Below are 12,368 nucleotides of genomic sequence, written 5' to 3' on the forward strand. Positions count from 1 at the left end.
AAACTGCATTCCACGCGGCCCACCCCGCGAAAACACCGCGCGGAATGCAGTTTCGGCGGGAGATCAGTCCGGGATGTCGACTCGACGCACGACACCGTCGAGCGCGTCGGCCGCCTCGATCTCGCCACGCGTCACCCCGAGGATGAACAGCACGGTGTCCAGGTACGGGTGGCTCAGCGAGGCATCCGCCACTTCGCGCAGCGCGGGCTTGGCGTTGAACGCCACCCCCAGTCCCGCCGCGGCGAGCATGTCGATGTCGTTGGCGCCGTCGCCGACGGCCACCGTCTGCTCCATCGGCACCCCCACCTGAGCCGCGAAATCGCGGAGGGCCTTGGCTTTTCCGGGCCGGTCGATGATCGGTCCGACCACCCGTCCCGTCAGCTTGCCGTCGACGATCTCGAGGTGGTTCGCGGCGACGTAGTCGAGCATGAGGTCTTCGGCCAGCGGCTGGATCACCTGCCGGAAACCGCCGGAGACCACGCCGCAGTGATAGCCCAGACGCCGCAGGGTCCGGATGGTCGTACGCGCACCCGGGGTCAGCTCCACCTGGTCGGCCACCTCGTCGACGACCTCGGCGGGCAGGCCTTCGAGGGTCGCCACGCGGCGGTGCAGCGACTCGGCGAAGTCGAGTTCGCCGCGCATCGCGGCCTCGGTCACCTCGGCGACGGCGGCCTCGGCGCCGGCGTGCGCGGCCAGCATCTCGATCACCTCGCCCTGGATCAGCGTGGAGTCGACATCGAAGACAATGAGCCGCTTGGCTCGCCGTGACAGGCTGTAGTCCTCGACCGCGATGTCGACGCTTTCCTCGACGGCGACCCGCGCGAGTATTGCCTGCAGCTCGCGGTAAACACCCGGGGGAACGGACACCCGGAGCTCCAGGCCGGTCACCGGATAGTCGGAGACCCCGCGGATGGTGTCGATGTTGACGCCCAGCTTTGCGGCTTCCCGCGCGACCACTCCGAACGCGCCGGCGGTGATCGGCCTGCCCAACACGACGATGGTGTGCGTGGACGGATCTCGGAGCACCGGTAGGTGATCGCTGCCCTCGATGGTCACGTCGAGGCCGACGTTCCAGATCGCCTTCTGCACTTCGTCGCGCAGTGCGGTGCCGCCTGCGACCCCGGCGGGGCCTGCGACGAGGACTCCGAGCGTCAGCCGGCCACGAACGACGACCTGTTCGACGTTGAGAAGTTCCACGTCGTGGCCCGCGAGCACCTCGAAGAGGGCAGACGTGACACCTGGCTTATCGCGACCGGTGACGGTGATCAGAACCGACACCCTCGACGTTGTCACCCCCGTGAACCGCCCGGCGTCAGGTGCGGACGTTCTCGTCGTCGAGCCGTGTCACGTCGCCGTCTTCGGGACCGTGGGCACGACCCACGTGGGCCTCGCGGCGCATCCGCTCGACCATGTGGGGATAGTGCAGTTCGAACGCGGGCCGCTCCGAACGGATGCGAGGCAGCTCGGTGAAGTTGTGCCGCGGCGGCGGGCAACTGGTGGCCCACTCCAGCGAGTTGCCGTAGCCCCACGGGTCGTCGACCGTGACGACCTCGCCGTAGCGCCAGCTCTTGAACACGTTCCACAGGAACGGCAGTGTCGAGACGCCGAGGATGAACGCACCGACCGTCGAGATCACGTTGAGTGTCGTGAACCCGTCGCTGGGCAGGTAGTCCGCATAGCGGCGCGGCATGCCTTCGTCACCGAGCCAGTGCTGCACCAGGAAGGTGGTGTGGAAGCCGATGAAGGTCAGCCAGAAGTGCACCTTGCCGAGGCGCTCGTCGAGCAGGCGGCCCGTCATCTTCGGGAACCAGAAGTAGATGCCCGCGTAGGTGGCGAACACGATGGTGCCGAACAGCACGTAGTGGAAGTGCGCGATGACGAAGTAGCTGTCGGTGACGTGGAAATCCAGCGGCGGGCTGGCCAGCAGCACGCCCGACAGGCCACCGAGCAGGAACGTCGCGATGAAGCCGACCGAGAACAACATCGGTGTCTCGAACGTCAACTGGCCTTTCCACATCGTGCCGATCCAGTTGAAGAACTTGATGCCGGTCGGGACGGCGATCAGGAACGTCATGAAACTGAAGAAGGGCAGCAGAACCGCACCGGTGGCGTACATGTGGTGCGCCCACACCGCGACCGACAGCGCCGCGATGCCGAGGGTGGCGTAGATCAGCGTGGTGTAGCCGAAGATCGGCTTGCGGCTGAACACCGGGAAGATCTCCGAGACGATGCCGAAGAACGGCAGCGCGATGATGTACACCTCGGGGTGCCCGAAGAACCAGAACAAGTGCTGCCACAGCAGCACACCGCCGTTCGCGGGGTCATAGACGTGCGCACCGAGGTGGCGGTCGGCAGCCAGGCCGAACAGGGCGGCGGTCAGCAGCGGGAAGGCCAGCAGCACCAGGATCGAGGTCACCAGGATGTTCCAGGTGAAGATCGGCATCCGGAACATCGTCATACCGGGTGCGCGCATGCAGACCACGGTGGTGATCATGTTGACGCCGCCAAGGATGGTGCCGAGACCACCGACGGCCAGACCCATGATCCACAGGTCGCCGCCGGGGCCGGGCGAGTGGATCGCGTCGGTCAGCGGTGAGTAGGCCGTCCAGCCGAAGTCGGCGGCGCCGCCCGGAGTGATGAAGCCGGCGGTGGCGATGAGCGCGCCGAAGAGGAAGAGCCAGAACGAGAATGCGTTGAGGCGCGGGAACGCGACGTCGGGGGCGCCGATCTGCAGCGGCAGCACCAGGTTCGCGAATCCGAAGACGATGGGGGTGGCATAGAACAGCAGCATCACCGTGCCGTGCATGGTGAACAGCTGGTTGTACTGCTCGTTGGACAGGAACTGCAGGCCCGGCGCGGCCAGCTCGGTCCTGATGAACAGCGCCATCAGCCCGCCGATCAGGAAGAAGGCGAAGCAGGCGACGCAGTACATGATGCCGATCAGCTTGTGATCGGTCGTGGTGATCAGCTTGTAGATCAGGTTGCCCTTGGGGCCGATCCGCGCCGGGAAGGGGCGACGGGCTTCGAGCTCACCGATTGGGGGCGCTTCGGCTACCAACTGGTCCTCCAACCTTCCGTAACACTGACCGGTTACCCGGATTGAGCCGTCGACGAGCCGACGAGTTCCTTTGAATCCTAGCCCCCTGATCTACCTCAGGTCGCGGTGGTCCTACAAACTGTCGTAATTGATGCCGGCGTGATGTCACGACACGCGTTGAGCTGCTGCGAAGCGACAGGATGTTACGGTCGGCGCGTGCTGTTCAGGGGAGCGCGGGCGGGCCATCGGATCTCCCGGTCTGCAGGATCGGCAGCGCTTGGCACCGCTGTCCTCGTCATCGCCCTCAACGGTTGCGGCTCCTCTGCGGACGCCCCCGGTTCGGGCTCCGGCGGCGGTTCGGTCATCACCAGTACGACGCGCATTGCAGGCGCCGGCGTGCTCGGCAACGACCGCAGGCCCGACGAATCGTGTGCGCCCGAGCCCGCGCGGCTCGATGACGGACCACCCGACCGCACCGTGCGCAATGCGACCGGTCACGGGGTCTCACCGCCCATCCCGGAGACGGCGACGGTTCGTGCCGATCCGCAGCGGATCGTGGCGCTCTCCGGCGACCAGGTGGACGCCCTGTGCGCGCTCGGTCTTCAGTCGCGCATCGTCGCCGCCGCCGTCCCCGACGGCTCCGACGCGCAGCCGTCCTATCTGGGCGGCGTCGTGCACGAGCTGCCCTCAGCCGGCAGCCGGACCGATCCCGACCTCCAGGCGATCCGCGAAGCCGACCCCGACCTCATCCTCGGTTCGGTGACGCTGACGCCCGAGCAGTATCCGGCCCTGTCGGAGATCGCCCCGACCGTGTTCGGCGGTGCGCCGGGGGCTGGGTGGAAAGACAACCTGCGCACGGTCGGCGAGGCCACCGGTCGGCGGGAGGCCGCCGATGCGCTGATCGAGGAATTCGACCGTGCTGCCGACAGGACCGGGGTGGACAACGACGCAACTCACTTCCAGGCGTCGGTCGTGCAACTCACCGACACCACGATGCGGGTATTCGGTACCGACAACTTCGCCGGGAGTGTCCTCGCCGATGTGGGCGTCGATCGTCCTTTCGCACAACGATTCACCGACAAGCCCTATATCGAGATCGGCATCTCCGACGAAGACCTGGGCGACTCCCCCGACTTCTCGGCGGCCGAGGGCGACATCGTGTACGTGTCGTTCGCGACCGCGGCCGCGCGCGAGCGCGCGCCCAAGGTGATGGACAGCGACGCATGGAAGAAGTTGTCGGCCACCCGCGACGATCGCGTGTTCGCGATGAACAACGAGGTGTGGCAGACCGGTGAGGGAATCGTCGCCGCCAGGGGCATTCTCGCCGACCTGCGCTGGTTGAACTCCCCGATCAACTGACGCGGTCGCCACCCACGACACCATGGATTGCTTGCTGACCGAACTGGCCGGTCTGCAGCGAGCCGTCGGGCAGGACGAGTTCGCCGGACTCGACGCGGTCGCGTAGATAGCGGAACGTCTGCGCGGTCTGAGCGAACAGATGCTCCCCGGCGCGCAAGGCGGGACGTCGCGGTGCACCGGCGGGGACGAACTGCGGCAGCGGTCTGACCTCGGTGTCGTAGTCGACGTTGAAGAACAGCGGGAACGAGTAACGCTCCTCGACGACCTTGCGGACGCGGTGGCTCGTCGCAACGAACGTCCCGTTGGTCCACAGCTCGAGCAGGTCACCGATGTTGACGACGTAGGTGCCCTCGACGGGCGGCACGTCGATCCACTCCCCCGACCCGTTGAGGACCTCCAATCCGGGGGCGGTCGGTTTGAGCAACGTGAAGCACTCGTAATCGGTGTGGGCGCCGATGCCCAGGACATCTTCGGCGTCGGGGTTGTACGGATAGTGGACGAGCCGCAATTGGCTCGGTGTCTTGGTGGCGTGCCGGGAGAACACGTCGGGGTCCTCGCCGAGCGCCACCGCGAACGCGCGCAGCAGCTGATGACCGACGTCGAGCACGGCGTGGTAGTAGGCCGTGACCGCGTCGGCGAAACCGGGCAGGTCCGGCCAGGTGTTCGGGCCGAGCATCGGATTGCCCGCGAGATGGTCGGGGTCGTCGGCGGGCAGGTCCAGCGCCGTGTCGAAGGCTTCTTTGACGTCCGGGGTTCCGGTCTCGACACCCTCCTCACCGACGGGAACGTACCCGCGGTGGCATCGCGACAGCCCGATGTATGTCCGCATCTTCTCTTCCAGCGGCAGCGCGAAGAACCGCTTCGTCGCGTCCAGCAGCTGTTCGAACAGACCGTCGTCGATCCCGGTGCCGCTGACGTAGAAGAAGCCGACGTCCCGCGCCGCACGTCCGATCTCCTCGGCGACCCGATCACGGTCGGTGGCCACCGCCGAGCGGAGACCGCTGATGTCGATCACCGGAATAGAAGTGAAAGATGTTGCGCCACTCATGGTTCCGCGACTCCCTCGCGTCTGTCGACTGTCCAGAGCACACCGTTGGCGCGCACAGTATCGGCTGCGGCGTCGATGCCATCCCATTCGCGCCCGCCGACTTCGCCCACTACCACCGCGCCTGCACCGGCGAACCCGAATCGCGCACCCACACGCAACAACAGGCCGGGCCCACCATCAGGCGCGGTCAGGAAAACGGCCCAGCAGGGCCTGCGCTCCGCACCGTCGCGGACCCAGTGCTCGACGTAATCGGCGTGCACCCCTGTCTCCACCAGAGTGCCTTGTTCCCAGCGCATCTCACCGATGTCCGGCTCGGTGGCCGGTGTGAGGTCGATGGTGCGTCGCCACTCGAAGACGCCGCCGTCGTCGCGCAATGTGCCGGCGAAGCCGCGTGAGTCGACGAACGCCGTGACGCCCTGCAACCACGTCACGTCGGTTCCGGTGTCCCGGGAGCCGTCCGCCTCTACCAGGAGGGTGCGGCGCCACAAACCGACGCAGTCCGACGCTCGTACCGTCATGTGGACCGCCTCCACCGGCGCTGCATCAGCGCGACGCCCTCGGCCGTCGGCCTGCCCAACGCCCGTATCCGCGCGATGCCCCCGTCCGGATACGCCGCGACCCTGAGCGCCGTGATGCCGGTGGCGTTCACCCGGAACAGTTGGCGGGCATCGGCCACCAGTGTCGTCTTCTCCAGTATCGGAACATCGAACGGCACCATCGCCCAGCCGTGCCGGCCGTCGGGATGGCATCGGCTCCCGAGCACAGACACCGCGAGCGAGGAATTGAACACGAAGTAGGACGTGTCGACCTCGATCCGCAGCAGGTCGGCGGGTACGCCGAAGGAGATGATGACCGCATCGTGGGTGTCGGGGCCGATGTCACGGCGTCTGCGTGTCTCCCAGCCATCGCCCATGTTGCGCGGCCGGTCGGGCGAGATCACCGAGCACGCGTGCGAAAAGAAGCTGTCGCTGCACCATTCGACCCGGCCGCCCTGTTCGAGCCCGGACACCTCGACGGTGACGTCCTCCCAGTCCGCCGGGTCAGGGACCACCGTGCCGTAGACACGCAGGCGCGCCACGCCGCCGTCGGAGGCCAGCCGCAACCGGACATGGGTCCAGCGGCGCCTGTCGTCCACCTCGAAAACATTGTGCGCGTTGTCTTTCAGCGCCGCGTTACCAACGAGTTCGGTCCATTCGACACCCGGCCCGCAGGGTGTCGTAGTGCGGTCGAGGACGCATGCCTCCACGCGGCATGCCGTCGGCTGGTTCCCCGAGAAGAACCGGGTGTCGACGTCTACGGCGGTGATCCGTCCGGGCGCGCCCAGGCGCACGATCACCCAGTCACCGTCGGGTCCGGCATGTCTGCGGGTCTCCCACCCGTCGACGACCTCACCGCGAAGGTCGTAGGTGCCGGGAACGAACGCCGGTTCGGCCGGGTCGACGAGTCGCTCCTTGAACCCGAACGATTCATCGCTTGCCGCGACGACGCTGCCGCCGAGCATGCGGGACGCGAGATCGACGCCGGCTGTCGGCGTCATGAGATCGGCCCCAGCGCGGGCAAGATCGGCCAGTGGCTGCGGTGTTCGTATACGCTCCGACCCGCACCCAGGTCTGGAGGACCCTGCCGCGCAACGGCATTCCTTCATAAGTCGTGACGTCATGCCGGTGGAGCAGGTCGCTCCCGCGCACCATCTCGTGCGTGTCGGGCTCGAACGTGCACAGGTCGGCGCGCATCCCGGCGCGGATGGCGCCCCGGTCGGTGAAACCGGCCAGCGCAGCAGGCCGCGCAGACATCCAGCGGCTGAGATCGGGCAGGCCGAACCCGCGGGCCTGCGCCTGAGTCCACAGCACACGAGGGCCGAGCTGCAGCGAGCTGATGCCGCCGAACGCGGCGCCGAAGTCGCCGCCGCCTTTGAGTTCGGGTGCGCACGGCGAGTGGTCTGACACCACCATGTCGAGCGTCCCCTCGGAAAGTCCGTCCCACAGCAGGTCGCGGTTGTTCGCGGGGCGGATCGGCGGGCACGACGCGAACTCGGTGCCGCCGTCGGGGACGTCCTCTGCGGTGAACGTGAGGTAGTGAGGACAGGTCTCGGCGGTGACGGTCACGCCGGATGCTCTGGCATCCGCGATGATCGGCAGTACGCGGGCGCTCGAGACGTGCACGATGTGGACGCGCACCCCGCACTCGCGCGCCGAGTCCACGACCAGGCGCACCGCTTTTACTTCGGCCGTATCCGGGCGCGAAGCCAGGAACGAGGCGTAGCCGGAACCGCCCGGCGGCCGGCTGCTTTCGATGACGTCGTGGCTCTCGGCGTGAACCAGCAGTACCGATCGCAGCTCCGCGATCTCGGCCATCGCGGTGCTTAGCTCGTCAGATGACAGGTGACCGAAGTCGGGGTTGCCCGAATCGGTGAGAAAACACTTGAATCCCGCGACGCCGGCTTCGGCAAGCTCTGCGAGATTACCGATGTTGCCGGGTACCACGCCGGCCCAATAGGCGACGTCGACCACGCACTGGTTCTGTGCTGCCATTGTCTTCGTCTCCAGCGCCGAGACGCTGGTCGTCACGGGGTCACAGTCGAGAGGCATGTCGACCAGCGTCGTGATTCCGGCCGCGGCAGCGGCGGCAGTGGCTGTCGCGAACCCTTCCCAGTCGGTGCCCGGTTCGTTGATGTGGACATGGCTGTCGATGAACCCCGGCAGCAGAACTGCCTGCGGCGGTAGGTCGATCTCCTCGGTGTCACCGTGGTCGGCGTCGCGCTCACCGAGCGCGGCGATGACACCATCGACGACGGCGACGGACGCCGGGCGTACTTGCCCGTCGACCAACACACGATCACCACGCAGCACGAGGTCCGTCACTCGGTGAACCGATCGCGGAAGTGCTGCGTCATCTCCGGCCAGACGTGCGGATCGTGACCGGGGATCAGCGGAAAACCTTTGTCGTGCGCCAATTTCTTCAGGCGCCGGATCGGCTCGATCGTCTCCTCGGGCTCGACGTCGATGAACCCCCCGATCGCGAGTTCCTGCTCGATGTTCTCGGTGAGGTCGGCGGCGTCGAAGGCGAACACGTACCCGGCGGCTCCGTCACCTGCGACGGATTCGTCGAGTTCGACGACGAAGCTCTGGTGACCCGGCGTGTGACCATAGGTGGGAACGGCGATGATGCCCGGTGCCACTTCTGCTTCGCCGTCGGCGAGCCGCCAGTCGATCCTCGGATCGTCGAAGTCGACACGGAAGATCGCATGCCGCTCCGGCTCTGGATGGTTCGACAGACCGTATTCGAGCTCTCTGCGCTGGGCGTGCACCGGGACTCTGCCGGCGAACAGCTTCAGCCCGCCTGCATGGTCGACGTGCAGATGGGACACCGCCACGAGATGGATGTCGTCGACGTCGACTCCGATCTCGGCCAGCGACTCCTCGATCGGCTCCCCCGGCCCCGGCAGGACGGGCTGGTACTCCACACTCGGGAAGTACCGGCGGCGCAGATACGGGTCCCGGATGAGGGCGGTGTTGAAGCCCGTGTCGAGCAGCACCCAGCCGCCGTCGGTCTGCAGCAGCACACCGGGTACCGGTTCCCGCATCCGCCGTTCGGCAGAGGCTCCGTGCACGGACACAGATTTCGGCAAGTCCTCCCAACCCAGCGTCAGCAGGACGATCCGGCGCACTCCACTCTTGCGGACCAGCGTCGCCATCAGCCGACCGAAAGTCCCGCCAGCCGCAGTGAGTTCGGGTTCGTCACCACGTGACCTTCCTCCACGCCCTTGAGCCACGGCTGGGCCACCACGAAGTCGTCGACGTTGGCGACGTTGAGCCAGCATCCGGTGTCCGCAGCGGCGGCCGCCGCCTCCGAGAAGGCCTGTGCATCACCGGTTTCCAGGCCCCGGGCCAATGCTGCGGTGATGGGAGGCGCCGAGCATCCGAGGTAGTTCAGTCCGCCGTCGGGATCCCAGGAGATATGCCCCCACGTGTAAGGGGACGGAGCGTCCGGCCATGCCAGCAGTGTGAGCACGTCAGGCGCATCCATTCCGTCTCCGCCGATCCACTCATAGATCTGCGACGTCGGGTAACTCTGCACGGTGGCGGTCAAGCCCGCCGCTGCCAGCTGTGTCTGGATCAGGTTGCTGACCAGTTGGTTGTCCGGGTTGCTTGAGTCGTAGCCGACCGTCACGGCTTTCTGGTCGGCGGGCAGCCCACCCACGATGCCCGACAACACCGAGGGGTCGTGGGTGACGTTCTGGACCGCGAGATCGCTGGCGATCATGTTGGCCGGGTAGAGCTGGTCGGCCACTTCACCGCGACCGAAGTAGGTCTGCTTGACCAGCTCGTCGACGTTGATCGCCTGCAGCACCGCCTTGCGGTTCGTCGCGTCGGTGAGCATGCCCTTGTGCGGGTTGAGGTAGAGATAGTTCGACATCATCGTCGGCAGCGAATACTTGGCGAATGCGTCGTTGTCCAGGTACGACTGGACGGCTGACGACGGCAGATCGTGCAGGATCGCCGCGAGCTGACCGTTGTTGAACTGCAGCTGCTGGGCGGAAACATCGGTGATGACCGGGATTTCGACCTTCTCGAAATACGGCTTGTCGCCCCAGTACCCGGGGTAGGCCTGGAGCGAGTACTTCGATCCCACCTCGGCCGCGGTCAATGTGTACGGTCCGGTGCCAAGGTCGTGATTGGTCAGGTAGGTCTGGGCGTTGTCGGTACCGGCATTCTTGGCCAACCCCTCCGGGCTGAGCATCCTCGGACCGTAGGGGCATGCCAGATAGTCCAGGAATGCCGAGTTGGGTGCCTTCAGGGTGATGGTGACGCCGTAATCCCCCTGCGTGGTCACCGATTCCACGTCGCTGACCATGTACGCGGGGCCTTGGTTGACGGCCAGCCGCCGGTCGAACGATGCCTTGACCGCTGCCGACGTGAACGGGGTGCCGTCGTGGAATGTCACCCCTTCGCGCAACGTGAAGGTGAACACCCTGTTGTCCGGGGACGCCGTCCACTCGGTTGCCAGGAGCGGCTCGAGTTCCGGTTTTTCAGTGCCCGCTTTGTACTGCAGCAGTCCCTCGTAGATGTTGGTGGTCAGTAGCAGACCTTGTCCCGCGTAGAAGATGTCGGGGTCCGGTGGTTGTCCCGGGTCCTGCAGGAACGACAGGTGCAACACCTTGTCGGTCGGCGCCGCGTTCGGTGTGGTGGTCGCGGAATCCGAACCGCTACAGGCGCTCAGCGTCAGCGCTGCGACGGCCCCGACCGCCGCCAGGAGACGGAATCTGGTCATAGGGAGGCTCCTTCGAGGGCGGTGGTGGTGGAACCGATCGCGGAGAACGCGTCGAGGATCTCGTCGGTCGTGCGCATGGCACCGGTCTGCAGGTACTCCATCGCGTCGAGCGCAGCGTCGTGGCGGTATTGCGACGAACCTCCGACGCAATCGGCAACCACGCGGACGTAGAAGTCACGCTGGTGGGCATCGGCGAAGGTGTAGTGCACGCACACATCGGTGAGGCCACCGATCAGGATCAGCGTCGACGCCTTCAACCCGGAGAGCACGATCTCGAAATCTGTTCCGATGAAACCGGAGTAGCGACGCTTGACGATGTGGAACTCGTGGTTGGGACCGTCGAGGTTGGGGCGCAGCGTGGCTTCCAGTGCGGTTCCGGGGCCGCCCTCGACGCAGTGCACCCCCTCGGTGCCGTCGAGTTCCCTGCCGAAGTCGATGCCGCTGGGGCGGTGCACCTCCTGGAAGAACACGATGGGGACGTTCGCCGCTCGGGCAGCGGCGACCAGCCGCTCGGCTCGCTCGACGCGCTCGGCGTGGCCGGGCATCACCGGGATGCCCGCGTCGTCGGCGGACATCCCGCCGCCCTCCTGGATGTCGACGACGACGAGGACGGGATTGCCCACGATCAGTGGTTGTTTCGGCACCTAGCCTCCTGTGAGTGCAATACGGGGGTCGGCGACAGCCTGGAGTAGGTCCGACACCGTGTTGATGACGACATAGAGCGCGCCGAGCATGAGCGTCACGCCGGCGATCGCAGGGAAGTCCGCGACGGGGATGCTCTGAGCGATGTACTGGCCAATGCCTGGCCAGCCGAACACCTGCTCGATGACCAGAACGCCGGAGAACATCAATCCGATCTGCAGCCCGGTCATCGACAACGCGGAGCCGACGCTGTTGCGCAGGACGTGACGCGCCATGATCTGCGATTCGGAAAGACCCTTCGCCCGAGCAGTTCTCGCATAGTCGCTGTCGACGTCGCCGAGCAGGCTGCTACGCAGGACGCGCCCGATCGCGACCGCCGGACCGAGCGCGATGACGAACGCGGGCAGGATCAGGTGGTGCAGGGCGTCCCCGACGACGTCGAACCTGCCGCGGATCAGCCCGTCGACCGTCAGCAGCCCGGTCGGCCCGTCCGGCGGGTTGGCGATGCCGATGCGGCCGTTGGCCGGAACCCAACCGAGCGTCTTGTAGAACACCAACAGCCCCAGGATCCCGAGCAGAAACATCGGCGCCGACGAACCGGTGAACAACACTGCACGCAGCATCGCCGAGCCTCGCCACTTCAGGGTTGTGCTGAAGGCCAGCAGGATGGCCAGCACGATGGCCACGGCGATTCCGTACAGCGCGAGTTCGAGCGTGGCCGGGAAGAAGTCACCCAGGTCGGAAAGCACAGGATGCCGGGTGCGGTACGACGTGCCGAGATCGCCGGTGACGGCTCCGGTCAGGTAATTCCAGAATTGCACCAGCACAGGGTCGTTGAGGCCCAGAGCCTCGCGCCTCGCCGCGACGGCTTCCTGTGAGGCTTGTGCTCCCAATTGCGCTTTGACCGGATCCAGCGGGGAGATGTTCTGCAGGACGAACATCACGCCGGTCAGCGCGATCAGGATCAAAACCATCGCACCAAGGCGGGTCGCCACGAACGTCTTCATGACT

General features: G+C 66.4%; 11 protein-coding genes. 1 reads left to right on the forward strand and 10 read right to left on the reverse strand.

The features are described from left to right. Positions 1-63 precede the first annotated feature (63 nt). Positions 64-1,293: a phosphoserine phosphatase SerB gene (gene serB / locus AWC12_RS12955; RefSeq protein ID WP_024446630.1), complete on the reverse strand. Its 1,230-nt coding sequence runs from the start codon at positions 1,291-1,293 to the stop codon at positions 64-66. A 19-nt stretch (positions 1,294-1,312) separates the two neighbouring features. Further along, positions 1,313-3,058: an aa3-type cytochrome oxidase subunit I gene (gene ctaD / locus AWC12_RS12960; protein ID WP_024446629.1), complete on the reverse strand. Its 1,746-nt coding sequence runs from the start codon at positions 3,056-3,058 to the stop codon at positions 1,313-1,315. A gap of 195 nt (positions 3,059-3,253) precedes the next feature. On the opposite strand from ctaD, the gene AWC12_RS12965 reads away from it, so the two are divergent. Further along, entirely contained in the window at positions 3,254-4,396 is a 1,143-nt protein-coding gene (locus AWC12_RS12965; protein ID WP_234813991.1) for an iron-siderophore ABC transporter substrate-binding protein, read from the forward strand. On the opposite strand, the gene AWC12_RS12970 is transcribed toward AWC12_RS12965, so the two are convergent. The 8 genes from AWC12_RS12970 to AWC12_RS13005 are packed head-to-tail and all read right to left on the reverse strand — an operon-like array spanning position 4,389 to position 12,364. Continuing rightward, entirely contained in the window at positions 4,389-5,444 is a 1,056-nt protein-coding gene (locus AWC12_RS12970; protein WP_085174766.1) for an isopenicillin N synthase family dioxygenase, read from the reverse strand. The genes AWC12_RS12965 and AWC12_RS12970 overlap by 8 nt on opposite strands. Beyond that, positions 5,441-5,962 carry a hypothetical protein gene (locus AWC12_RS12975; protein WP_085174932.1) on the reverse strand — a complete coding sequence of 174 codons (522 nt, stop codon included), beginning with the start codon at positions 5,960-5,962 and terminating at the stop codon, positions 5,441-5,443. Before AWC12_RS12975 ends, AWC12_RS12970 begins: the two co-directional genes overlap by 4 nt. Next, complete coding sequence (gene alc / locus AWC12_RS12980; protein WP_085174768.1) at positions 5,959-6,981, reverse strand: allantoicase; 1,023 nt, start codon at positions 6,979-6,981, stop codon at positions 5,959-5,961. Before alc ends, AWC12_RS12975 begins: the two co-directional genes overlap by 4 nt. Then, positions 6,911-8,305 carry an allantoinase AllB gene (allB, locus tag AWC12_RS12985; RefSeq protein ID WP_085174770.1) on the reverse strand — a complete coding sequence of 465 codons (1,395 nt, stop codon included), beginning with the start codon at positions 8,303-8,305 and terminating at the stop codon, positions 6,911-6,913. The genes alc and allB overlap by 71 nt, the downstream gene beginning before the upstream one ends. Then, entirely contained in the window at positions 8,302-9,138 is an 837-nt protein-coding gene (locus AWC12_RS12990; protein ID WP_085174772.1) for an N-acyl homoserine lactonase family protein, read from the reverse strand. Before AWC12_RS12990 ends, allB begins: the two co-directional genes overlap by 4 nt. Further along, positions 9,138-10,715, reverse strand: a complete 1,578-nt coding sequence (locus AWC12_RS12995) for an ABC transporter substrate-binding protein (RefSeq protein ID WP_085174774.1) — start codon at positions 10,713-10,715, stop codon at positions 9,138-9,140. Before AWC12_RS12995 ends, AWC12_RS12990 begins: the two co-directional genes overlap by 1 nt. Continuing rightward, complete coding sequence (locus AWC12_RS13000; protein WP_085174776.1) at positions 10,712-11,359, reverse strand: cysteine hydrolase family protein; 648 nt, start codon at positions 11,357-11,359, stop codon at positions 10,712-10,714. The genes AWC12_RS12995 and AWC12_RS13000 overlap by 4 nt, the downstream gene beginning before the upstream one ends. Next, on the reverse strand, positions 11,360-12,364 hold the full coding sequence (locus AWC12_RS13005) for an ABC transporter permease (protein WP_085174778.1): 1,005 nt from the start codon (positions 12,362-12,364) through the stop codon (positions 11,360-11,362). It abuts the gene before it with no gap. Between the last annotated feature and the right edge of the window lie 4 nt (positions 12,365-12,368).

This window comes from Mycolicibacterium iranicum, from assembly GCF_002101705.1.
GTDB lineage: Bacteria > Actinomycetota > Actinomycetes > Mycobacteriales > Mycobacteriaceae > Mycobacterium > Mycobacterium iranicum.

Coding starts and splice junctions, on each gene's coding strand:
- AWC12_RS13005 (WP_085174778.1), bottom strand. CDS start 12,364: ATGAAGACGTTCGTGGCGACCCGCCTTGGTGCGATGGTTTTGATCCTG.
- AWC12_RS12970 (WP_085174766.1), bottom strand. CDS start 5,444: ATGAGTGGCGCAACATCTTTCACTTCTATTCCGGTGATCGACATCAGC.
- AWC12_RS12990 (WP_085174772.1), bottom strand. CDS start 9,138: ATGGCGACGCTGGTCCGCAAGAGTGGAGTGCGCCGGATCGTCCTGCTG.
- AWC12_RS12975 (WP_085174932.1), bottom strand. CDS start 5,962: ATGACGGTACGAGCGTCGGACTGCGTCGGTTTGTGGCGCCGCACCCTC.
- alc (WP_085174768.1), bottom strand. CDS start 6,981: ATGACGCCGACAGCCGGCGTCGATCTCGCGTCCCGCATGCTCGGCGGC.
- AWC12_RS12995 (WP_085174774.1), bottom strand. CDS start 10,715: ATGACCAGATTCCGTCTCCTGGCGGCGGTCGGGGCCGTCGCAGCGCTG.